Source organism: Pseudarthrobacter sp. 05T312, assembly GCF_056396685.1.
On record NZ_JBFTLY010000005.1, the window covers coordinates 152,919 to 175,430 of the forward strand.

A 22,512-nucleotide genomic window follows, 5' to 3' on the forward strand; every position below is an offset into this window, starting at 1 on the left:
CTGACTCGCGTTTGTTGCCCGAACCATTAGCTCCTAAAGTCATGCCGACAAATGGTTTGGACATTGCTTGGATATGTACGCCCCCCAGCCCTGGCAGCGGAGGACATACTACCCTTTTTAGGATGGTCCAGGGTCTGCATGAACGCGGGCATAGATGCACGGTGTTGCTGTACAACCGTCACGGTGCCGACCTCAGGAAGTGTATCTCGGTAATTAGGCAGAACTGGCCGGAGCTTCACGCGTCCATAATGGCAGTTCCCGACAGAATCACTGATTACCATGCATGTGTTGCCAGCTCCTGGGAAACCGCACATGTTTTAGCAACCCGAGGACGCTCCATCGGTAAGCGCGTATATTTCGTACAGGACTATGAGCCGTTTTTTTATCCGCACGGCAGCATGTACGCCTTGGCTGAGGATTCGTACAGGTTTGGCTTCGAACACATTGCGCTCGGGAACATGACCAGCGCCTTACTTGAGCGTGAAATTGGGGTCCGGGCCACCGTGGTGCCATTTGGCTGTGATACTTCCACGTACAATCTTCGAAACCGGGGAAAAAGAAGCGGGATCGCATTCTTCGCACGCCCGGAAACGGATCGACGCGGTTTTCTTCTCGGCAAACTTGCACTAAAACAGTTCAATGAGCGCTACCCTGACCAGCCGATTACTGTATACGGAGACAAGATACCCAATTGGGATGTTCCGCACCACTATGTGGGGCACCTAACACCCGATGGCTTGAACCGGCTATACAACCAGTCTCTGGCGGGGCTGGCAATGTCATTTACAAATATTTCCCTGGTGGCGGAGGAGATGATGTCAAGTGGGGCGCGGGCTGTCGTAAATGATTCGCCATATGCCCGCGCGGATGCTCCAAGCACCCACATCCTTTGGGGTTCTCCTACACCGACAGGCATTGCAGATGCTCTTTCGACTGCCGTGCGTTATCCACTTTCGAGTACCGAAATCGTCGACATGGCAAGCAGTGTGCGGCCGGGCTGGAACCATACCCAAGGCCTCGTCGCCACCGCGATCGAAAAGAGCTTCATGGAAGCCCTAGGATGCCAGGACAGTCAAGGAGGAAAAGGTGAGTAAGGTCAAGCCGGCCGCGAAGGCAGCCCAACCTCCATACACACACTTTATCCTTACGCGATTTAACGTAAAGAACTTCTATCATTGCGAAGAACCAACCGACGAGTGGCTGAAAGGCAGGCTTGACCTATTTAGAACCTATTGCCTTCCGAGCTTTGAGCGGCAGACAAACAAGAACTTCAGATGGCTTGTCTTTGTTGACAGCGAGAGCCCGGAATGGTTTCTGTCAGAAATATTTGGTTTGTCTGCTGGTTCATTCGAGGTCGTGCCCGTAGCCGGTGCTTTCAATAAATCGTTCGTAGCCGCCGCAGTCGCTACTCGGTTGACGTCGCCGTTTTTGATCACCACTAGAGTGGATAATGATGACGCCATTGCCACCGACTTTGTCGAAGCAGTTCAAGCCTGTTTTGATTTTCAAGATTTTGAGTTTATTAATCTTGTCAACGGGATTCAGTTCTCATCAAACAGGGCATATCTTCGACCATACACAAAGAACCCATTCCTGAGTTTGGTCGAACATGTTGAATCTCGCGCGCCATCAACCGTCTATGTTGAGCATCATTACCGAGTTCAGGAAAAGGGCCCGATCCGAAATGTTCGTACTTCTCATCCTATGTGGCTTCAGGTCATACATGGCGGCAATGTTTTGAACGAGATTGTTGGTCTTAGGGTTCCTGGGTCTCTTGTTGCCCCGTACTTTGGAGTCTCGCTTTCATTCAAGGACGATGTTCTAGATCTTAGCCGCGGCTTTCTCATTAGCTTGGCGCGGATTGTCTTGCGTTTAGTCCGCCGGCCAGCCCGTCTGCTGGAAGTCATTAGAGTTCTAGGCGCCAAAGGTCATGGTCCCGTTGAAGGGTCGTCCTAGTGCCGACTTCCCGTAGCGCACGCATAATCTATACCTCCGAGCTCGATCCCTCTCTGTGGCTAGCTCGTCATGCACGAGGCGAAGTTCCGGGACGGTTTCCCTACGGACTGCATTGTCTCGCCGAACAGGGACTGCAATTACAAACGGAAGTTGTTCAACGACCAGGCCGTAATCCCATCCGGTGGATAGGGCTTGCAGATCCTCGTCTCAGGCGAACCCGACTGGTAAATAGAAATGAGTCAGTTATAGCGTGGGACGAATCCACGGTGGTTCCAATGCTACTAAGGTACGGAAGAAGCGGCCGACGCCTGATTGGCGGTCTTATCTGGGAAACTGATTCCGCCGCAACACGCCCTCATTCTGTGCGGTCGAAAGTTCTAAAAGAGGTTTACCGACGCCTTGATGACATTTGGGTTCTTTCCAGGGGCCAGCTGCCTGTGCTGCAAGAGTGGTTGAAGATCGATGCAGCCCGCTTGCATTTCATCCCCTTCGGCATAGACACCGCGTATTTTCCCCCAAGTCCCTTTCCGAGCCGCCCAACGATTTTGAGTCTAGGCAATGATCGGGACCGAGATCCACGCACTCTTTTCGAGGCCTTGCGCCTGGTGCTCTTGGATATGCCACATGCACGTGTGGTTGTGCAGTCTAGATCACAACTAGAAGCGCCCCCCGGAGTTGAAGTCTTCCCTTCACTTAGCGGTCCGGAGATTCGGGATCTATACCGACAAGCAAGTGTCGTTGTGATCGCCACCAAACACAACCTACATGTGTCCGGCATGACCACCGTTCTTGAGGCGATGTCAACTGGTAGACCAGTAGTGATGAACATGACCCCTGGAGCAGAGGACTACGTCAAACATGGAGCAACGGGGTATTTGGTACCTCCTGCGCAGGTCCCCGCCATGGCGGGTGCGATTCTCAAGATTCTCAGAAACCACGAAACACTGGCACAGATGGGTGCAGCGGCCGCAGCCTATGTTCGTGCTTCGCATACAGAATCTACGATGGCACGGGCATTGGCGGACGTTATTCGAGCCTGACGGTGGACCTTTCGGTCCCTGTACGGATCTTGGATCCGTGACCTGCTCCGCGGTGGTTGATGAGTCCGGCAACACGTTCAGCAGGACCCCTGCAAAATGGCGCTCAGGCATCGCTCTGAAAGAGTGAAATTTGCCAGCTTCAAAGTGTGTGCGGCGCGATCAATCAGCGTTTGTAACCTGAATGTCGTTTCAGAAATGGCCCCGAGGGATACGGTGGTCGGCAACGCCCGGTTCTCCCTCAACAGACCCACGCTGCTTGTCTTTTCACGGTCGTGTCGCCTGTTGCGAAAGCAACACTGAGCCGGTCCTTTCCCCCATCCGAGCATCGCGAGCTGCTAGGGCCAACCGTCGGTTGTCTCACTTCCGAGTCCGCGAGCGGAGTCCAGGACCATTCGGACCAGCCATCAAAGCGGTGTGCTCGGTCTCATCCCTGTCTGTTCGATCCGTATCCGACGTTCCGGCAGGCCGGCGGATGAGCCGATCGCACTATAACGACAAACGTGAGCGACTACGCATCTTCTTTTGCGAAGCTCCAGGAGAAACAATTCTGATTTGCCAAATAGCGCCGGCAACGCCCAAGAAGAAGAACATGAAGGCCGCAGAAATCGGGAAGGCCAGAGCGTCAAAGAATCCAAAGGTAACTGCCCCGGAAGTTATTGCAGCTACAACGGCGTAGCTGATGTTGCGCAGTAGCTCATCTGAGACGTTCCTTCTAACAGCTAAGCAACAAACGCATGCAGCAGTAATAAGAAGAATGAAAACTAGAGCACCGATAATCCCAGTTTCCAGGAAAAGTCCTAAGTACTGGTTATCCAGAATCTGGTACTCCGGCAAAAATGTCCCGAATCCGCGCCCTACAGGGGATCCACGACTAGCGATGTCCCAAGCGACTGCGAAACTGTTCGTTCGGGAGTTGGCACTGCTGTCGTTCTCTAGGCCAAGAAACAGGCCTCGAATCGTCCCGATCATCCCGGGCACGAAGAAATAGGTGGCAATCAGCGCTGCAGTGGCAGTTAGGACCGCCAGGATTCTCGTTCTTCTTGTCCAGCCTAGCGCCAGAACGGCGAGCCCGATGAACAGGCCAATTAATGCGGAGCGTGAAACGGACAGCCATGCGGCCAGGGCGATCAGCACGACGGGAGTCCACCGACGAATGCCTCTTCTTCCGAGGTCGTGGGTTGCCAATACGCAGGCTACTGGGAGTGCCATAGACAGAACTGTGGCGTACTCAAGGGGGTGTGACGCAGTGGCAGCAGCCCGGGTGAACCCTGCTCTGCTCTGAATATTGTCGAACGTTGAATCAGGCGCCAAGCCTGGAATGTTGATTGTAGAGACCAAAGACTGGCCCGACCACATCTGCATAAGTCCCAGCAGGGCCATGAGAGACGCAATGAAGACAACCCGCCTACAAATTGCCACGAGTCTTTCCCGATCAGTCACGCCATCGCATGCGAGTAACAAAATTCCAGCCCAACTTAAGGCTTTAAGAAGACCGCCGTCGGCCAACCCTTTCTCCCTGGTCGGCAATGCACTAAAGCTGCTAATCGCATAGCTCAACAGAATCACAAACAGGAATATGAAAAAAATGAGCCGGACCGGATTTTGCCCTGCAAATACCGGAAATGGCCTTTGCAGGTGCAACAAAATCCACCAAAGCAAAGCCCCCAAAAATAATAAAACTCCGGGCTTTCCCGCCGGTCCCAGCGCCGCTATTCCAAGGTACGAAGGCAAACCACATACCAGCGAGAGCCCGATCGTGAGCACTGTCGTCGCATGCCAGCCGTTCCGCGAGTCGGACGGGAGGAACACCGAAGTACCAAGCGAATGCCTTGTCATCTCGCTGCCCGCGGTCCAAGCCTGGTCGGCCCAGTTCTTGAGTTCAAAATGCGATCAACAATGGAAGCGGTGTAAGCAGCGAATATCAACCCGCAGACGAGGAAGACCGTAATCCCCTTGGCCCGGCTTCCCAGAGTACTACCAACGTCTTCTATTCTAGGGACGTTGGCCGATGGTTCAACAGTTATGAATGTCCCAGGAGCCGCACCGCTTTTTGATTGCAAATCAACGGCCGCACGGTTTATCGCAGCAATTGCATCTTGCAGGGTGCGGGCAACTTCTTGCGGCGAATCCCCGGTAACCTGCACAGACAGGACCGGCTTTGTGAAGCTGGCTGCCCATTGGTTGCCGGCGTTGGGAAGAGTTATGGAGTATCCCCTGACAATTCCGCTGCCGTAGAGGGTCACGTTGCTGGAAGGTAGTTCATAGGCGGAGCCTTCACTCGCGACGCGACGCTTGACTAAACCGGCAAAGTTAATCAACGAAGGAGCTGCTCCATCATCCAATACGCCTACCGAACCCCCGCCCGGCTGCACAAAGAAGACCTGCATCTCAGCCCAGTAGGTACGGGTGTTCTGGGCGACGGAGGCGCCAAAACCAGCTACTAGGATCATGCACGCAACCACGACGTACCACCGGGCCACCATAACCCGGAAAAGAATGCCAGCCGTCACAGCCTCAGCCTCCAACTTCAGTCGACTGCTTGGGCCCCTGGTCTGGCTCAGCGCCGCCGTGATCGCTCTGGTGGAGTGCCCGAGATTCTGCCCTGCGCCTGGATATACCGGCATTCAACAAAGGCAATTTCAGGCCTGCCGCGGATGTGCGACCGGTGCTTCGAGCCAGCAACCTGCCATCGATGAACCCTGTCAGCAGAACTGCCGCTGCAATACCGGCACCGGCTGTTGCCAGTACGGCAGTCGTACGCGCTTTCGAGTCAATTCCTGGCTGCCTATCAACAACGAGCGTTTGTGCCGTAATTCTCGCGGGTACCGGGACGGATTGTGCATCCTGCAAATCAGTTAAGGTGGCTGGTACGACCTGCATAACCGCCTTTAGTTCCTCCAGCACTTGATCGCGGTCCTGGCCGCGTACGAGAACCAAAATAACAGACCCGCTGTTGCTGCGGTCGGGTTCAGTCGTGAAGGTTGCGCCGGGATATGCGTCGAGAATAGGTTTGCGCACCTCCTCGGCCGATACCTTGCTGGAGAGCACGTCCAAGGCTTGCGCCATGCCTCCAAGAAACATGTACGGATTTCCTCCCGGGCCCACCGCAGATGCGGAAGGCATGAGAACCAAGCTGCCTTTGGCACTGTAGGTGGGCGGAACGGCTTGAAGTACTAGCAGGGCCGCCCCGAGGGCGAGCACTAGGAAGCCCACTAATACGTACCAACGCCGAAGTAGGCTTCTCAACATATCAAGTAACCACATATCGTCTGCTTTCTCGAGCTGTGTCCCACCGATGCCTATTCAAACCGCCTACTCGCTCCTTATCGGCTCCTAATTCCAGAACTTCCCAACCAGAGTTTGATTTTGTCGGTCCCATCTCGTCCGGCAAGACCTTGAATGGTTTTCTTAGATAAGGTCCTTAGATATTCGCGAAGGTAGCGCTGGTTCCGGAGAATCAGGGAATCCGCTAACAAGTGAAAACCTGAGGGCGCCGGCACGTCATCGAGCAATCCGGGAAACCTGTCCCTAAGGGCCGACGGATCGACTCTGCGACCACGTACTCTGTTACTGACGTTCGACCCGTGAATTACTTGCAGCCACGCTGGGGCACCACCATCATGAACGACCTGCATGTTCCGGCCCAGCTGATTGTGCCAGTCCGCCCAGCAAGTATCCGGTTGATTCCAAGATGATAAAACTGAACAGAAAGCATTGCTGGGGTCGGAATGCAAATAGACTTCTGATCCGCGTCGTATAAGCCCGTTCGACAGATATATTGCGTGGCGCTCACCTTCTGCGAGTTTTCGCACGCGTGCCGTGAAGTCGACGGCTAGACCATCATCATTGTCCAGGTTTGAAGAAAGCAGTTGAGCTCTCGGATAAGGAAAGACATGGGAGATGTCAGCCATAAGGTCGACCTTGTCCACCTTCGTGCGTAAGCGCATAGTGAAGGGACGAGTGTCCTTAAGCGCTTCCATACGTTCTATTAGCCACGCAGGGCTTTCCGGATCCAGATAGATCAGCCACTGAAAGCGCTGCTCCGTCTGGTGTTTTACTGACGGCAGGCAATATGTCTCGAACAGTTCAAGTCGCCTGGCAAGCCAACCGTCAGAGGCCCTAATTAGGCTTTCATAGCCTGCCGAGGGGACGTTGAATCTGGTGAGCAGCACCTGATCGACTTCTTCCATTAGACTTGACTCCCTTCACGGCTGCTTTGATCCCGTTCCCAGGCACTCATGGAGCGGCGTCGCCGTGGGAGGCGTCCACCAAGGGCAAAAGCGGCGTAAACCACAGCGTCCAAAGCGGTCACTGGCCCCGTAATGGATCCAACGAGCTCCCCCACCGTCTTCCCTGTGTGGGCCCCGCTCATCCCCCGTAGCTCCGCATTGCCGCGGTAGACACGGCGAAGTGTGGATAGGAGCACCGGGGCGGACCGCGGTGTGCGGACGGTTACCGGCGTACATTCAAGGACCATCTTTTCCGCGTCGCTGAAGAGCCTGTCGATGTAGCAGTCGTCTGCCGTCAGACAGGGGAACTCACCGAGGCGCTCATGGCCCTCTTGACTCAGCCCGTAAACCCCGGCCCCCCACATCGATGCCGACGACTGTGCAAGACGGTTGCGGGCCCGGTAGTAGGCCTGGACTGACCAGGAAGCTCCGGACGTGTCGTAGACAAAGGCTGGCCGGGCACAGAGCACCCCGTTATCGTCGGACAACGCCTTCAGCGTGGCGTGCAGCGCTTCTGGCGGAACCTCGATGTCTGCATCCACGTACACCCGGGGCCACCGCGCGGCGGCGGCATCGGCGGCATTGAGGGCAGCCACCTTGGAGGCTGAAGGCACGTCGATGACCCGCACGCCGGGAACGGCCGCGGCGATGCCTTCGGTCGCGTCGGTGCAGCCGTTACAGGCCACCACAACTTCCACCTGGCCGGTGGCTAACGGCCGCTGGAGGGCCGCGAGAGTCCTGCCGAGCACCGAAGCCTCATTGTGTGCCGGAATGATGACAGCTCCCGCGGGAAAGTCCTCGGTCACACCACGGGATGGACTGTACTCAACGGCATGGGGAAGTTCCGCCCACCGCGACTCCTTCGCAACCAGCCCCAGAATTCCCCTGTGGCCGGCAAGGGGAACCCGCAGCAGTGTGGAAAGAACAACGGCGGCCCGGAACGCACGCGCGTAGCCCAGGCTATGGAACTTGCGGGCGTAACGGATTCGGTTTGCGCTCATAAGTGCATCCAGCGCCGGCGAGCTTCCCGATCCACCCCGGCCATGCGTCATGGCGGCCGACGGTTCGAACCAAATGGACGCGTTCACCGCCCGGACGCGGTGCAGGTAATCAGTCTCCTCGGAGTAGAGGAAGTAGCTTTCGTCCCACGTCCCCACTTTTTCGGCGACGTCGGCGCGGACCAGCAGGGCTGCTCCTGTCGCCCAGTCCACCCTGTGCGGGTGGGCGTAGCTTTCGGCATCGAAATCCATTTCCGAAAGCCATCCCGGCCGGCCCGGGAGCTTGCTCCCCAAGGTGGCGTCACCGAGTGCCCGCAGAATGCTCGGCTCCCGGCGAAGTGATGGATAGGTCGCCCCGTCTTCGTCCCGTAGAAGGGGAACAACAACCCCTGCGCCAGTCCTGCCCATAGAGGCGCGCATGGCGCGCACGGACCCTGAATGGAGACGGAGATCCGGATTGAGCACCAGATAGGCGTCAGCGGTGCCCGCCCGGGCGCGGGCGGCGTTGATCCCGCCGGCGTAGCCCAGATTTCCTCCGGTCGCGAAGGCCATTACCTCCGGGTATTGCTGGAGGCAGAACAAAGTTTCGGGATTGGGCGAATTGTCAGCCACCACCACTTTGATCGACTGCTCCGTAGTTTCCTGCAGCAGGCTTTCAAGCATTCCGCATACATCGGAACCGTTGTTATAGGTGACCACCAGCGCCGCCACGTCGGCGTGCTCGCTGACAGGCGTGAACCCCCGGGGCCTGGAGCTGCGGGTGACGGCGTCGGCCGAGGTGTGCGACGCAGCCGGAACGGCAGGCACCAGGGCTGTGCTGTGCCGGCGGAGCCGCACGTAAGACTCCGGCCCTTCCAGCAAATACCTCTTTGCGAGCCGCCGCGGCTCGATAGCCAGCCGCCAGGCCCACTCGAGTCCCATGCTGCTGACCTGCGCCGGCGCCCGCTGGACATTGCCCGCCAGGAAGTCGACGACGGCCCCAAAGGCCAGGAGGACGTTCGCTCCCGTAAGGTGCCCGTACTCCGCTATCCAGAGTTCCTGACGTGGCTTTCCCAAGCAGACAACCAGGATGTCTGTGCCTGAGTACCGAATATCATTGCAAAGCCGTTTACAGGCAGATGAGTCAGTCAATACCTGCCGGGGCGGAGCCCACCATCCGGCTACGCGCAGGGTCGGCCGCTCGGCTCCGAGCCGAGCGGAAACCAGCAACTGCGCTTCCTGGCTTCCCCCTAGGAACCCCACTGACAGCCCTTGGGCAGCTGCCTTATCCAGTAAGACCTCGATCAAGTCACTGCCGGCAAGGCGCGGCCACCCTTGGCCTGTCAGTTCCCCTGCCCTCGAAACCAGCGGAGCACCATCCAGCAGCGTCAGCCACTCCAGGGGCGCGACATCCAGGGTCCCCTCCCACCGGCCGCCCACGCCGAAGTGGTTCAGGTGATCCAGGTTGGCGGACAGCACGCACAAGGGCACTGAACCGGCGCCTGAAGCGCGTTCCATGATGGTTGCCACGGCCTCTTCACGCCCCATCAGGTCAACGGGTACACCTCCAAGGCACACCCGCGCCGGTCGGCCCTGAGTGACCCCACCTTCGGCGGCCCGGAAGAAGGAGGACCCGGACAGCCGCCGCTCCCGGGTATGGGCCGGCTTTCTCGGTGCTATCGGGTCTGCCATCCCCAGCTCTGGGATACGGCGGGGAAGAACTCGTGGTGCAGATGTCATTCCGGCTCCATGTTCGCGGCACACTCGCGAAGCGGCATGAAGAGGGGCTGCACTCCCCCGACACGCCTGCGGCCCGCCTAAACGGCCCTGCTGTCGCTTACCTGGCAATGGCGACACCAGCGGTTATGCGTGAACGTGCCGGAACCTTGGCTCGAACACCCCGCGGGCATCTCCACATCAACGCTAGGCAGGCCCCGGAAGCCGGACCATACGCCTGCCCCCGACTATGTGGATACCCGCACGAGCTGTGCGGGTATCAATGCCGACGGACCAAAGGCCGGAACGACCTACGCAGCAGTCCCGAAGAACAGCTCGGCCACCGCAGCCAGGCGGTACGGATCCTCGACGCCGCACAGCTCGCGGGCGGAGTGCATGGACAGCAGCGGTACGCCCACGTCCACGGTCCGGATCCCCAGCCGGGTGGCGGTGAGGGGGCCGATGGTGGATCCGCACGGCACCACGTTGTTGGAGACGAACTCCTGGTACGGGACCCCGGCGTCGCCGCAGAGCCGGGCCCAGAACGCGGCACCGAAGGCGTCCGTGGCGTACCGCTGGTTGGCGTTGATTTTCAGCAGCGGACCGCCGTTCAGCACGGGGTGGTTGGCCGGGTCGTGCCGCTCGGGGTAGTTCGGGTGCACCGCGTGGCCGGCATCGGCAGAGAGGCAGAACGACGCCGCCAGGGCCTGCCGCCGCTGGCTCACCGTTGCGCCGAGGCCGTCGGAGATGCGCACCAGGACATCTTCGAGGATGGGGCCGCACGCGCCGGAGCGGGAGTTGGAGCCGATTTCCTCGTGGTCGAAGGCCGCGAGGACGGCAATGGGGCCGCCGTCAGCCCCGGAACCGGCGTGGGCGGTCAGCGCCGCCAGTCCGGCGTGCGTGGCCGAAAGGTTATCCAGCCGCCCGGACGCGAAGAACTCCCCCTTGCCCCCGAAAACCGCCGCTTCCTGCGTGTCCGCAATGACGACGTCGTACCCGCCAATTTGCGCCGGGTCGACGGACGCCCCGGCAACCGAAGCCGCCAGGACGCCCAGCAGGTCAGCCTCGGAGGGGTTCCCGAGCCCCCACACCGGGTTCATGTGCCGCTGTTTGTCCAGCGCCAGCCCCTCGTTCACTGCCCGGTCCAGGTGGATGGCCAGCTGCGGGAACCGGAGCAGCGGCCCGGTGGCCGTGAGGTGCTCGCTGCCGTCAAGCATCACCAGCCGGCCCGCGAGCCGGAGCTCGCGGTCCAGCCAGGAATTCAGCAGCGGGCCGCCATAGACCTCAACACCCGCCTGAAGCCAGCCGTGGGCACCGGTGGTGGGCTTGGGCTTGAGCTTGAACGACGGCGAATCGGTGTGCGCGCCCAGGATGTTGAATCCCGTGGCCGGTCCCGCGCCCTCCGGGACCACCCACGCGATCAGCGCGCCGTCGCGGATGATGTAGAACGAACCCGCCCCGCCCTCCCACGGCTCCAGCTCATCCAGGCGGACGAATCCGGCCTCCTCGAGCCGCCGGCCTCCCTCGTGCGCTGCGTGGAAGCTCGACGGCGATGCGCTGACGTAGGCGCCAAGGTCCTGGATGTGGTCTGCGGCAGAGGAAGGCAAAGGCATGGTCCCGAGTCTAGCGCCGCCCCTACTCCGCAGGAGCCGGGGCAGCCTCGGTTGCCACCGCGGGCTGTGCCTCCACTGCCGGGCCCTTGCGGCGGTACCGCAGGACGCCCACTGCCACCACAACGGCGGCCAGCGCCAGGGAGAGCAGGAGGGATTCACGGGTGGATTCCACGATCACCATGCCGATGAGCAGGGCCACGATGCTGATGATCGCCGCCCAGGTGAGGTACGGGAACAGCCACATCTTCAGCTGTAGGTCCTTCGCTGCGGCACCCATCCGACGGCGGAGGACCAGCTGCGAGGCCGAGATGACCAGCCACACGAACAGGGCAATGGCACCGGAGGTGTTGACCAGGAAGAGGAAGACGGTGTCCGGGGCAATGTAGTTCAGGCCAACCGTCACGAAGCCCACCACGGTGGAGGCGAGCACGGCGGCGGCGGGGACACCGCGGCGGGAGATGCGGGTCCAGGCACGGGGCGCGTCACCGCGGGTGGAAAGCGAGAACAGCATGCGGCTGGCGGTGTAGAGGCCGGAATTCAGGCAGGACAGCACGGAGGTGAGGACGACGACGTCCATGATGGTTCCGGCGCCGGGGATACCGAACAGTTCGATGACGGCCACGTAGGGGCTCTTGGCCACGGAGGCGGAGTTCCACGGAAGCAGCGTGACCACGATGGCGATGGAGCCGATGTAGAAGACCAGGATGCGCCAGACGGTGGACTTTACGGCCTTCTTCACGGCGTCCACGGGGTTTTCGGACTCACCCGCCGCGATGGTGGCGATCTCGGCACCGAAGAAGGAGAAGACAACTACAAGGATGCCGGCCAGGACGGCTCCGGGGCCGTTCGGCATGAAGCCGCCGTTATTGACCAGGTTGTCCAGGCCGGGTGCGGGGACACCGGGGATGAGGCCCAGGATGGCAGCGACGCCAAAGATGAGGAAGAGGACGATTGCCGCCACCTTGATGGAGGCGAACCAGAACTCGAACTCGCCGTAGGACTTTACGGAACCGAGATTGGTGAGCGTCAGCAGCACCATGAGCACCAGGGCCCAGACCCACTGGTCGATGCCCGGCACCCAGCGGTGCATGATGGCTGCACCCGCTGTGGCTTCAATGCCCAGGACGATGATCCAGAACCAGGCGTAGAGCCAACCGATGCTGAACCCTGCCCAGCGGCCCAGCGCCTTGTCCGCATAGGTAGAAAAGGAACCGGTTTCGGGGTTTGCGGCGGCCATCTCGCCCAGCATGCGCATCACCAGGATGACCACCAGGCCGGCGGCCGCATACGCCACGAGGATACCCGGGCCGGCCTGCTGGATGGCTGCCCCCGAGCCGACGAAAAGGCCTGCACCAATGACGCCGGCGATGGCGATCATGGACAGGTGCCTGGGTTTCAGGGACTTTGAAAGTTGCTGGTCAGCATGCATGGAAGTGCCGTCCTGTTGGGAAATAGCATGGGTTGAGCGACGTGCCTTGATGGACCACCGGCTAACCGTGTGATGCACCACATCGTCGTTTCACCCTAGATCCGCCATTATGCGCCTTGCTTTGTGCACTCCAACAGATCTGATTCCCGCCGACAGGACGGCACTCCAAGCGGACACCATCACAAGCATTAAAAGTTTTCTGCCAGGCATATTTGTAATGTGCCCGACACCACGCGCCCGGAGCGGCCGCGTGGTTAAAACCGGGCCCGCGGGGCTATACGTCCCGGCGCTTCAGCAGTACGGCCGCGAGCAGGACAGGGATGACCACCCAGGCGCCCAGGACCAGTCCGGCCTGCCAGGCCTCCAGGGTATCCGGAACGTGCTGGGCGGCCGTCAAAGATTCCACGGTGTTGCCCGGCAGGTACTTGCGGGCTTCCTTGAAGAAGTCCCCGGGAATGAGCTGGAAAGCAATCGGTGCCACGAAGAAGATGCCCACCAGGCTCATGATGCCACCGGCAGAGTTCCTGATCAGCGTCCCCAGGGCCATGCCGATGGCGGCCACGGCTGCCACATAGACGCTGTTGACCAGGAGGAGCTTGACCGACTGTGAGCTGGCCAGGTCCAGCTTCAGGCCGCAGTTGTCAAGGATGGGTACCGCCACCAGTCCGGCCACCCAGGTGGAGGCAGCCGTGACCACGAAGGAGGTGACCATGACCACCACCAGCTTGGCCCCGAAAGCGGGGAGGCGGCGGGGAACCGCCGCGAAGGTGGACCGCGCCATCCCGGTAGTGAATTCCGAACTCATCAGCAGCACGCCAAGGGAGCCAAGGATCAGCTGAGCGAAGGCGATGCCGGACGTAGGTACGCTGACGGCAAGGTCTCCTCCCTGGGCTGCTATCCGTGCAGCAGCCTGTGGATCCCGGGTGGCCGCATTGGCGAACTGGCCCGTCCCCCATGCGGACAGCGCGCCAAAGCCAACCATCACCACAGCCGTGGAGGCGAGCAGGATCAGCGTCGAGAGAAGGCTGCGGAACTTGATGACTTCAGAGTTGAGCACCCGGATAAAGGTGGGCCCCGGAAGGGAGCGCCCTGCATTGCGGGAGTCCGGGCCGGCGGGGGAGGGCATGGGTTCAGTGGTCGTGGAGCTCATGAGTGGGCTACCTCCGCAGCGGGCAGGGAGTGGTATTCGACGTCGTCCTTGGTCAGTTCCATGTATGCCTCCTCGAGGCTGGCAACAAGGGGGGTGAGTTCATACACCATGACTTGGTTTTCCAGGGCCGTGGCGGCAATGGTTTTGGGATCCAGGCCCGTCACTTCCAGCAATTCCCGTTCCGGTGCCTCAATGGATGCTCCCCGGCCGGCCAGGAGCTGGCGGAGGTGGTCGGGCTGGTCGGTGCGGACGCGGACCCGGGACTGGCCTTTCCCGGTGATGATGTCCCGGATGGGGGCATCGGCAATGACGCGGCCGCGGCCGATGACGACCAGGTGGTCCGCCGTCTGCGCCATCTCGCTCATCAGGTGGCTGGAGAGGAACACGGTGCGCCCTTGCCCGGCGAGATACCGGACCAGGTTGCGCACCCACACCACGCCCTCAGGGTCCAGCCCGTTGACGGGTTCGTCGAGGATGAGCGTCTGCGGGTCCCCGAGCAGTGCCGCCGCGATGCCCAGGCGCTGGCCCATGCCCAGCGAGAAGCCGCCGGCCTTCTTGCGCGCCACCGCCTCGAGTCCGGTCATTTCGATCACCTCGTGCACCCTGGCTTTGGGAATGCTGTGGGTGGCGGCCATGGCCAGCAGGTGGTTGTAGGCGCTGCGGCTGGTGTGGACGGCTTTGGCATCCAGCAGGGCGCCCACCTCCCGCAGCGGGGCTTTGTGCTGCACGTAGGGCAGGCCGTTTACCGTCGCAGACCCTGACGTTGGCCGGTCCAGCCCCATGATCATCCGCATGGTGGTGGACTTTCCTGCCCCGTTGGGTCCAAGGAAGCCGGTGACTTGCCCTGCCCTGACGGTGAAGCTGACACCGGCCACGGCGGTTTTGTCGCCATAGACCTTTGTCAGCCCGTTTACCTCGATCATGAATCATCCTTTGAACGGCAGCGGACGGCTGCGGACGTTGTGGGGTGCGGATACCTTCCCCACGCTACCGAGGCGGGCGCCGCTTTTCGCCGGTTTCAGGGATGATTCAGGGGAGAATCAGGGTTGGTCTCCCCTGCGCAGCCATGTCAGGGGCGTGGCGAGTAGTACGTCAATGCCTTGGGGCGTACTTCGTAGGCCACCTTCCGGACTCCGGCCAGCGCTTCTCCGTCCACTGCCAGTGCCATGGGCGCGCCGCCCGCGTCGATCCGCACCTCGGTGGCTTCCCGCAGGTGGGTGATCGTTGAGCTCGCCACCGTCCCGGTCAGCACCGACCAGAGCAGCCGGAGCCGGGCAAAGGATTCGTCGGCGGTGATCAGCCGGACGTCGAGGACCCCGTCATCCATGACCGGCCTGATCAGGGGTGCGTGGTCCCGGGGATAGTAGCGGCCGCGGCCGAGGTAGGCGATCCACACCTTGTGGCGGATGCCGTCCACGGTCAAGGTTGTGGGCGTACCGGCGGCAAAGGTTCGGAACATGGCCACCACACCAGCCAGCGGCTTGCCGAGTGCCGGCTGCAGGTGTTCGCGCCGCCGCACAAGGTTCGGGTAGAGGCCCACGCTGGAGGTGTTCAGCATGATCAGCCGGGAGACTTCAGGGTTTCCCGGGAGCCCGCGTTCCGCGGTGACCACGCCGACGTCGGCCAGGGCTGCCTCGCCCTTTCCGGCGGCCGCGACTGCCTCCTTGAGGCTGCCGGTCCCGGCGTCGCGGGCAAAGTGGTTGAGTGTCCCGCCCGGCAGCACCAGCAGGGGGATGGAGCGTTCGACGGCGGCAGCGGCCGCAGCGCCGACGGTTCCGTCTCCACCCCACACGCCGAGGGCCCGGGTGCCGGGATGGTCTGCAGTGGCATTGATCCGCTGCACCAGGTCTTCGTCAGGCTGTATGACATTAATATGCGCCTTTGGGAATACTTCTTGGAGCGCCGACGCAGTCTCCTCCTTGAAAGAGCCGCCCAGGGTGTTTACTACGATGCTGAGGCCTTCACCGCCCGGCAGGGCCGGTGCGGTGGTCCACGCACGCGCCGTCTGGGGGATGGGCGGGCGGACGGGCCACCAGTGTCGGGTCACCAGGGCAGCCCCGGCGCCCAGTGCCGATCCGAAGAGCACATCGGAGGGCCAGTGCGCGCCGGTGTGGACCCTCGAATAGGCCACGCCGAGGGCAGCAGGAGCCAGGGCGATCCCCAAGGCGGGCCGGACCAGGCCGGCTCCCACTGCGAACGCCACGGCTGAGGCGGAGTGGCCGGACGGCATGGAGGAGCTTGTGGGCTGCGGATGCACAAAGCGGAAGACGGGCAGGTGCTCGGGAAGCGGCCGGGTCCGGGGGAGCAGTGTCTTGAACACCACGTTGGTCACTGCCGAGGCGACGCCCTGGGCGATCAGCCCGTGCACCGCCGCCCTCCGGGTCTTCCCTGGGAAGAGGGCCAGGACCGCTGCCGCGCCTATCCAGAGCTTGCCTTGGTTGGCGGAGGCGGAGAGGCGGCGAAAGAAGGCGTCGTGGTTGCCTCCCGGCAGGCTCGAAACATGCCCTAGGAGGTATCTATCGAGGCGGCTGATCCAACTCCGGCCCCGGGGCCTGGTGCTTTGCATGGGATCACCCTAACCCCTCGGGCTACTCCTCCGGAGCCGGCTCCTGTTCAACGCGCAGGGGCTTCGCCGCTCCGGCGAGGAGCAGCGCCACCAGGATTGGCGCCATGATGGCCAGCAGCGCAGTGTGGATTCCGGTGAGGTCGCCGAGGTACCCCAGCAATGGCGGTCCTGCCAGGAAAGATATATATCCCAAAGTGGATACGACGGATACGCGGGTTGCTGAATGTTTGGGGTCGTCCGATGCTGCGGACATGCCCATGGGGAAGGCCAGGGCGGCGCCGACGCCCCACAGGGCAGCTCCGGTCCCCGCCAGCCAGATATTTGGCGCCAGCACAAAGAGCCCCAGCCCGGCTGCCGCGGCTGCCATGCTGGTCCGGAGTACCGCCACCCGGCCGTACTTGTCGATGACCCGGCCGCCAAGGAACCGCATTGCCGTCATGGCCAGGACGAACAGCGCAAACATGAGCGCGCCGGTGGATTCCGAAGTCCCCAGACCGTCCACAGAGGCCTTCGCGATCCAGTCGTTGCCGGCCCCTTCGGTCAGGGTGGCACCCAGGACCACCACTCCAATGAGCAGGGTCCTGCTGTCCCGCCACGCTGACGGTCCCTTGGCAGGTTTCGGCTCCCCTGCCGCGGGAGCCGTGGAGATGTGGGGAAGGAAGAACCGCGGCACGGTCAGTGCCACCAATACCACCACGGCGGTGATCACCAGCAGGTGCAGGGGCAGGTCGACGCCCAGGGTTGAGAGCGCTGCCCCGATCAGGGCACCGACGAAGGCGCCCCCGCTGAAGGCCGCGTGGAATTGCGGCATGACGGTCCGCCGGAGTTTGTGCTCGACGTCCGCCCCTTCGATGTTCTGCGCCACATCCCAGAGGCCAATCCCAATTCCGAAGAAGAACAGCGATACGGCGGTCCCCGGAATGGACGTAGTGAGGAGCGACATGGCGATGCCCATGAATGCGGCCGCAGCCAGGAGTCCGGCAAAGCGCACAGTATTGGCCGTTCCCAGCCTGCCCACCACCAGGCCGGCGGTGGGCAGCGCGAGCAGGGATCCCACGGCAGTGCACAGCAGCAGGGTGCCCATCTGGCCGGATGTGATGTGCAGCGTCTGGGTCACGGCGGGGATGCGGGCTGCCCAACTGGCAAACACAAGCCCGTTGATGCCGAAGACCACGAAGGTCGCCGCAGCGGCGGCCTTTAGTCCTGCCTGCTGATCCGTTCCGGTGTTGGTGCTCATACGCTCACTACTTCCACTGGGTATTTTTCAAGTTCGACTTTGTCCTGTGCGCTGAATTTCCGGTCCGTGACGATGACGTCCACCCGGTCCAGTCCTGCCACCAGTACCCTGGCGTGGGCCTGCCACTTTGCGGCTGAGGCGGCCACCACCACCCGGGCTGCGGACTCCAGGCCTGCTGTTTTGACGGCCGCGTCTTCAAGGTCATGGGCCAGGAGTCCGTCTTTGAAGTCCACGGAACACGGCGTCAGCACCGCGGTGTCAAAGCGCAGGGACCTGATGGTGGACTCGGCCAGTGGTCCGCGGAAACTGAGTTCACCGGGCGCCACGCTGCCCCCGGGCAACAGGAGCGCAGGCCGAGAACCCGCCGCGCCGTCTCCCTCGGCTGCCGCATTCAAGGCCTGCAGGGACATGGGCATCAGCGTCAGTGCCCTGCCCGCTACGGCCCGTGCCACCGCGGTGGCAGTGCTTCCGCTGTCCAGCCAGACGTGTTCGTTCTCTGCCAGGAGGCCTGCGACGGCCGCCGCAATCCGCCTCTTGCCGTCCTGCTCCTCCAGCTCACGCTGTCCGTAGCCGGGATTCTGCCCCTGCCCGATCAGGCTCCTGGCTCCGCCGTGGACCCTGCGAAGGACACCGTGACCGGCCAAAACCTCGAGGTCGCGGCGGATGGTTGCCCCGGAGGCGCCGCAGGCCTGCATCAACTCTTCCACGCTCACCTCCGGCTGCTGCCGCAGGACTTCGGCGATGGCCCGGTGCCGTTCATCCGTCTTCATGATCAAATGCTATCAATTTCTGATCATTTGCTCACTCAGTTGATCGGCACCGCATGTGCCCTATCAGATGCGGCTGCTAAACCACGTGGGAAGCAGCCATATCTGATGGAACAACCGCTCAGCGGGCGCGCTCAACCCGCTGTTCATCCCATACGGGCTCCGCGGACTCGTAGACCTTGCCGTCCGATCCGAAAACCAGGAACCGGTCAAAGGTCCGCGCGAACCAGCGGTCGTGCGTCACGGCCAGCACGGTCCCCTCAAAGTGGTCAATGGCCCGTTCCAGCGCTTCGGCCGAGTGCAGGTCCAGGTTGTCCGTGGGCTCGTCCAGCAGGAGCAGCGTGGCACCGCTGAGCTGGAGGAGCAGAATCTGGAACCGGGCCTGCTGGCCGCCGGAGAGGGACTCATACTTCTGTTCCGACTGACCCGCCAGGCCGTAGCCGTCCAGCGCGCCGGCGGCGGCTTCGCGGCCCAGCCCGGACCGGTGCTCGTCGCCGCGGTGCAGGATCTCCAAGAGGGTCTTGCCCAGCAGGTCGGGTCGGACGTGGGTCTGGGCGAAGAATCCGGGCCGGATCCGGGCACCGAGCTTCACGGTTCCCTCATGGGGCACCTCGGCGATCTCCACATCGGAGACGGGGAGGTGCTCGCGTTCGGGGTCGGTGCCCCCGGTGGCGAGCAGCCGCAGGAAGTGCGATTTGCCGGAGCCGTTGGATCCGAGCACACCGACGCGGTCACCGAACCACACTTCGGTGGAGAACGGCTTCATCAGGCCCGTCAGCTCCAGCCGCTCCGCCACGATGGCCCGCTTGGCCGTCCGGCCGCCCTTGAGCCGCATCTGGACGTTCTGCTCGATGGGCAGCGCCTCGGGCGGCCCCACCTCCAGGAATTTGGCCAGCCGGGTCTGCGCCGCGTGGTACCGGTTGGCCATGTCGGAGCGGAAGGCGGCCTTGTTCTTGTACATGTTGACGAGTTCCTGGAGCTTGATGTGCTCCTCGTCCCAGCGTTTGCGGAGTTCCTCGAACCGCGCGTTCCGGTCCGCGCGGGCCTCCACGTAGGACCCAAAGCCACCGCCGTGGATCCAGGCCGCAGCGCCGTTGATTCCGGGCTCCAGGGTGACAATGCGGCCGGCAGCGTTGTTCAGCAGTTCCCGGTCGTGGCTGATGAAGAAGACCGTCTTCTTCGACTCATTCAGCTTTTCCTCGAGCCAGCGCTTGCCCGGGACGTCGAGGTAGTTGTCCGGCTCATCCAGGAGCAGGAGGTCGTCCGGGCCGGCGAAAAGTGCCTCCAGCACCAGCCGCTTCTGCTCGCCGCCGGAAAGGGTCGACGCCGGGCGGTGCTGCGCGCGGTCAAAGGGGAGTCCCAGCGCGGCCATGCAGACCTCATCCCAGACCGTTTCGACGTCGTAGCCGCCCGCATCCCCCCAGTCCACGATGGCTTGGGCGTAGCGCATCTGGGTCGGCTCGTCGTCGTGCTCCATCATGGCCAGCTCGGCCTCATCAACCTCGCGGGCAGCGGCAGCCAACGCCGGGGGAGCGGCGGATACCAGGAGGTCCCGGACCGTGGAGCCGTCACGGACCTGGCCCACGAACTGGCGCATGATGCCCATGTTGCCGGACCGCCCGATGACGCCTTCATCCGGGACCAGGTCCCCGGCGATGATCCGGAACAGGGTGGTTTTGCCTGTGCCGTTGGGGCCGATCAGGGCGGTCTTGGTGCCGTCCGGGACCTTGAAGGTCACCCCGTTCAGCAGCTGGGTGCCGTCGGAGAGGAAGTAGTCGATGCCGGAAACGTCAATATGGGCCACGCCGTCAATCCTCCCATGCCGCTTCCTAGCCGGCGGCGGTGAGGAACTGCTTCAGTAATGGACCGGAGGTGGTGGCGCCCAGGCCGCCGTCCTCCACGAAGACCGCCACGGCCAGGTCACCGTGGACGGCCACGATCCAGGCGTGGGTCTTGGGCGGGTTCTCGGTGCCGAATTCGGCGGTTCCCGTTTTGGCTCCCACCGGTGCGCCCGGGACGCTGGACAGGAAGCCCGCATGCCCGGAAGTGACGACCGCGCGCATCATGTCAGCCAGCGATGCCGCCTCCGCTGCGGTGATGGGCTTGTCCGACGCCGTGGAGGGCGCCTCAGCAGTGGCCGTCGCCGATGCTTCGGCTGCTGGAGCCGTGGACCCCGCCGTTGTTCCGGCGGCGGGAGCACCGGCGTCGGGGTTGAGGACCAGCTGCGCCGAGACCGGGGCGCCCTTGGCGACCGAGCCGGCCATGATCGCTGCGGCCAGCGGGGACAGCAGCACCTTGCCCTGGCCAATCATGGAGGCCGCATGTTCCGTGCCCTGGGCCTCGCCGGGAACGGAACCCAGGAATGCTTCGGCGCCGAGTTTGGGTGCCTCAACCGCAACTCCCATGGACGTGGCTGCCGCTTCGAGTTGGCCCTGTGAGACAGAGTCGCGCTGCGAGATGAAGGCGGTGTTGCAGGAATGGGCAAAAGCGTCGCGCAGGGTGACCGCACCCAGCGAGGTTTCGGGGTAGCCTTCGGAGTTCTTGAAGGTCCGCCCGTCCACGGCGAGCGTGGGCGTGCACTGGACGGTGGAGTCCGGCGTCATCCCGTTGCGGAACATCGCCAGGGAATCCACCATCTTGAAAATGGAGCCGGGGGCGTACTGCCCCAGCATGGCCGTGTTGTAGCCGTTGCTGCCGGGCCCTGAGGCGGCGGCAAGCACGGCGCCGCTGGAGGGACGGAGGGCCACAATGGCCGACGCCGGACCCACTTTTTCCAGGGTGGTTTCAGCCAGCGACTGAAGCCGCGGATCGAGCGTGGTTTTCAGGGGCGTCCCGGGCTTGGGTGCCACCTGGAAGAGGACGCGCCGCGGGTCCGTACCCGCCGACTGGATCTGTTCGCGGGTCAGGTCTGCCCGCTGCGCGCGGATGACCACCGCGTCCGAGCCACGAAGCTGTTCGTCATACTGTTGCTGGAGCCCGCCGATACCAGTGACGTCACCCGCAGTGAGAACGCCTTTCGAGGCCTCGATCTGTTCGGCGGTGGCTTCGCCAACCGATCCGAGCACCGCGCGGGCAAACGTCCTGCTCGGGGCCAGGGGGATCGACGCCGGGATGCCGCGGGCGCCCGGAATGGCCGCGATCTGCTCGTCTGAGATGGTGCGGCCTTCTTCACGCAGCGTGATGGCGGAAACGAAGGCCTGCGCCCCGGCCGCCTTGACCTGCTGCACGTACGCGGCAGGGTCCACCCCCACCAGTGCCGCCAGCTTGCCGGCGGCATCGGCCGGGTCCGCGGTGCCGAGCTGCGGCTTGTCGATGCCTACGTTCACTACGGGGCGGTAAGTCACCAGCGGGACGTCGCCAGCACCAAGGATGTCTGCGCGCTGGGGGGACTGGGATCCCTTGGTCACAATCTCGCTGTCTGCCAGGCCCGGTGCCAGGAGGGCCGGGTCCCAAACGGTGAGCCATTTGTCGCCGGACTTCCTGAAGTTCGCTGCGCTGGTGTATTTCCACTCAGCATCGCCGAACTTCCAGGTGTAGTTCAAGGGAGCGGACGCGTTGTCCCCGTCCAGCGTCAGGGTGCCTGCCTGGACCTCTGGCTTTTGCGGGTCCAGGGCCGCGAAAACCTGGTGCAGCTGGTCGTTTGCCGCCGCGGCGTCTTTGCCCTCGAAAGCCACAGACCCTACGTCGAGCGCGGAGACCGCGCCGGCCAGTTGTTGCGCGGCAGCTTCCGCCCCGGACTTTCCGTCATCGCAGGCCACCAGTGAGGTGCCGAGAATGAGCGCAGCTACGGCAAGCGAAAGTTTTGTTGATTTCCCCATCGCGCCATTATCCC

General features: G+C 62.5%; 17 protein-coding genes. 3 read left to right on the forward strand and 14 right to left on the reverse strand.

Annotated features, from left to right (window positions below):
- The first annotated feature begins 248 nt into the window (after nucleotides 1-248).
- From AC1DIP_RS09830 to AC1DIP_RS09840, 3 genes are all read left to right on the forward strand, one after another.
- Entirely contained in the window at nucleotides 249-1,094 is an 846-nt protein-coding gene (locus AC1DIP_RS09830) for a rhamnosyltransferase WsaF family glycosyltransferase (RefSeq protein ID WP_477733618.1), read from the forward strand.
- A complete protein-coding gene (locus tag AC1DIP_RS09835) occupies nucleotides 1,087-1,956 on the forward strand; it encodes a glycosyltransferase (protein WP_477733619.1) in 870 nt (289 codons plus the stop codon). The genes AC1DIP_RS09830 and AC1DIP_RS09835 overlap by 8 nt, the downstream gene beginning before the upstream one ends.
- A 275-nt stretch (nucleotides 1,957-2,231) precedes the next feature.
- Nucleotides 2,232-2,996, forward strand: coding sequence for a glycosyltransferase family 4 protein (locus AC1DIP_RS09840; RefSeq protein ID WP_477733656.1), 765 nt, complete (start codon nucleotides 2,232-2,234; stop codon nucleotides 2,994-2,996).
- Nucleotides 2,997-3,482: 486 nt separating this feature from the next.
- On the opposite strand, the gene AC1DIP_RS09845 is transcribed toward AC1DIP_RS09840, so the two are convergent.
- The 14 genes from AC1DIP_RS09845 to AC1DIP_RS09910 form a co-directional block, all read right to left on the reverse strand.
- On the reverse strand, nucleotides 3,483-4,760 hold the full coding sequence (locus AC1DIP_RS09845; RefSeq protein WP_477733620.1) for an O-antigen ligase family protein: 1,278 nt from the start codon (nucleotides 4,758-4,760) through the stop codon (nucleotides 3,483-3,485).
- A gap of 68 nt (nucleotides 4,761-4,828) precedes the next feature.
- Nucleotides 4,829-5,506 carry a hypothetical protein gene (locus AC1DIP_RS09850; RefSeq protein ID WP_477733621.1) on the reverse strand — a complete coding sequence of 226 codons (678 nt, stop codon included), beginning with the start codon at nucleotides 5,504-5,506 and terminating at the stop codon, nucleotides 4,829-4,831.
- Between the two features lie 4 nt (nucleotides 5,507-5,510).
- On the reverse strand, nucleotides 5,511-6,077 hold the full coding sequence (locus AC1DIP_RS09855; RefSeq protein WP_477733622.1) for a hypothetical protein: 567 nt from the start codon (nucleotides 6,075-6,077) through the stop codon (nucleotides 5,511-5,513).
- A 242-nt stretch (nucleotides 6,078-6,319) separates the two neighbouring features.
- On the reverse strand, nucleotides 6,320-7,186 hold the full coding sequence (locus tag AC1DIP_RS09860) for a glycosyltransferase (RefSeq protein ID WP_477733623.1): 867 nt from the start codon (nucleotides 7,184-7,186) through the stop codon (nucleotides 6,320-6,322).
- Complete coding sequence (locus AC1DIP_RS09865) at nucleotides 7,186-9,942, reverse strand: WecB/TagA/CpsF family glycosyltransferase (protein ID WP_477733624.1); 2,757 nt, start codon at nucleotides 9,940-9,942, stop codon at nucleotides 7,186-7,188. The genes AC1DIP_RS09860 and AC1DIP_RS09865 overlap by 1 nt, the downstream gene beginning before the upstream one ends.
- A gap of 287 nt (nucleotides 9,943-10,229) precedes the next feature.
- A complete protein-coding gene (locus tag AC1DIP_RS09870) occupies nucleotides 10,230-11,531 on the reverse strand; it encodes a M18 family aminopeptidase (RefSeq protein ID WP_477733625.1) in 1,302 nt (433 codons plus the stop codon).
- 22 nt (nucleotides 11,532-11,553) lie between these two features.
- Nucleotides 11,554-12,960 carry an amino acid permease gene (locus AC1DIP_RS09875; RefSeq protein WP_477733626.1) on the reverse strand — a complete coding sequence of 469 codons (1,407 nt, stop codon included), beginning with the start codon at nucleotides 12,958-12,960 and terminating at the stop codon, nucleotides 11,554-11,556.
- Between the two features lie 274 nt (nucleotides 12,961-13,234).
- Nucleotides 13,235-14,110 carry an ABC transporter permease gene (locus AC1DIP_RS09880; RefSeq protein WP_477733627.1) on the reverse strand — a complete coding sequence of 292 codons (876 nt, stop codon included), beginning with the start codon at nucleotides 14,108-14,110 and terminating at the stop codon, nucleotides 13,235-13,237.
- Entirely contained in the window at nucleotides 14,107-15,033 is a 927-nt protein-coding gene (locus AC1DIP_RS09885) for an ABC transporter ATP-binding protein (protein WP_477733628.1), read from the reverse strand. The genes AC1DIP_RS09880 and AC1DIP_RS09885 overlap by 4 nt, the downstream gene beginning before the upstream one ends.
- 146 nt (nucleotides 15,034-15,179) lie before the next feature.
- Nucleotides 15,180-16,676, reverse strand: coding sequence for a phosphatase PAP2 family protein (locus tag AC1DIP_RS09890; protein WP_477733629.1), 1,497 nt, complete (start codon nucleotides 16,674-16,676; stop codon nucleotides 15,180-15,182).
- Between the two features lie 22 nt (nucleotides 16,677-16,698).
- The gene (locus AC1DIP_RS09895) at nucleotides 16,699-17,913 is read right to left on the reverse strand and encodes an MFS transporter (protein WP_477733630.1); all 1,215 of its coding nucleotides are present in this window, start codon (nucleotides 17,911-17,913) and stop codon (nucleotides 16,699-16,701) included.
- Nucleotides 17,910-18,683 (reverse strand): DeoR/GlpR family DNA-binding transcription regulator, encoded by a 774-nt coding sequence (locus tag AC1DIP_RS09900; RefSeq protein ID WP_477733631.1) that lies wholly within the window; start codon nucleotides 18,681-18,683, stop codon nucleotides 17,910-17,912. The genes AC1DIP_RS09895 and AC1DIP_RS09900 overlap by 4 nt, the downstream gene beginning before the upstream one ends.
- Nucleotides 18,684-18,801: 118 nt before the next feature.
- Nucleotides 18,802-20,484, reverse strand: a complete 1,683-nt coding sequence (locus AC1DIP_RS09905; RefSeq protein WP_477733632.1) for an ABC-F family ATP-binding cassette domain-containing protein — start codon at nucleotides 20,482-20,484, stop codon at nucleotides 18,802-18,804.
- A gap of 25 nt (nucleotides 20,485-20,509) precedes the next feature.
- Nucleotides 20,510-22,498, reverse strand: coding sequence for a penicillin-binding transpeptidase domain-containing protein (locus AC1DIP_RS09910; protein WP_477733633.1), 1,989 nt, complete (start codon nucleotides 22,496-22,498; stop codon nucleotides 20,510-20,512).
- Nucleotides 22,499-22,512 lie beyond the last annotated feature (14 nt).

What these genes read in the sequence shown, in the direction of transcription:
- AC1DIP_RS09830 (WP_477733618.1), top strand. Translation starts at nt 249, where the DNA reads ATGGCAGTTCCCGACAGAATCACTGATTACCATGCATGTGTTGCCAGC.
- AC1DIP_RS09840 (WP_477733656.1), top strand. Translation starts at nt 2,232, where the DNA reads ATGCTACTAAGGTACGGAAGAAGCGGCCGACGCCTGATTGGCGGTCTT.
- AC1DIP_RS09855 (WP_477733622.1), bottom strand. Translation starts at nt 6,077, where the DNA reads ATGTTTCTTGGAGGCATGGCGCAAGCCTTGGACGTGCTCTCCAGCAAG.
- AC1DIP_RS09860 (WP_477733623.1), bottom strand. Translation starts at nt 7,186, where the DNA reads ATGGAAGAAGTCGATCAGGTGCTGCTCACCAGATTCAACGTCCCCTCG.
- AC1DIP_RS09865 (WP_477733624.1), bottom strand. Translation starts at nt 9,942, where the DNA reads ATGACATCTGCACCACGAGTTCTTCCCCGCCGTATCCCAGAGCTGGGG.
- AC1DIP_RS09870 (WP_477733625.1), bottom strand. Translation starts at nt 11,531, where the DNA reads ATGCCTTTGCCTTCCTCTGCCGCAGACCACATCCAGGACCTTGGCGCC.
- AC1DIP_RS09875 (WP_477733626.1), bottom strand. Translation starts at nt 12,960, where the DNA reads ATGCATGCTGACCAGCAACTTTCAAAGTCCCTGAAACCCAGGCACCTG.
- AC1DIP_RS09880 (WP_477733627.1), bottom strand. Translation starts at nt 14,110, where the DNA reads ATGAGCTCCACGACCACTGAACCCATGCCCTCCCCCGCCGGCCCGGAC.
- AC1DIP_RS09885 (WP_477733628.1), bottom strand. Translation starts at nt 15,033, where the DNA reads ATGATCGAGGTAAACGGGCTGACAAAGGTCTATGGCGACAAAACCGCC.
- AC1DIP_RS09890 (WP_477733629.1), bottom strand. Translation starts at nt 16,676, where the DNA reads ATGCAAAGCACCAGGCCCCGGGGCCGGAGTTGGATCAGCCGCCTCGAT.
- AC1DIP_RS09895 (WP_477733630.1), bottom strand. Translation starts at nt 17,913, where the DNA reads ATGAGCACCAACACCGGAACGGATCAGCAGGCAGGACTAAAGGCCGCC.
- AC1DIP_RS09900 (WP_477733631.1), bottom strand. Translation starts at nt 18,683, where the DNA reads ATGAAGACGGATGAACGGCACCGGGCCATCGCCGAAGTCCTGCGGCAG.
- AC1DIP_RS09910 (WP_477733633.1), bottom strand. Translation starts at nt 22,498, where the DNA reads ATGGGGAAATCAACAAAACTTTCGCTTGCCGTAGCTGCGCTCATTCTC.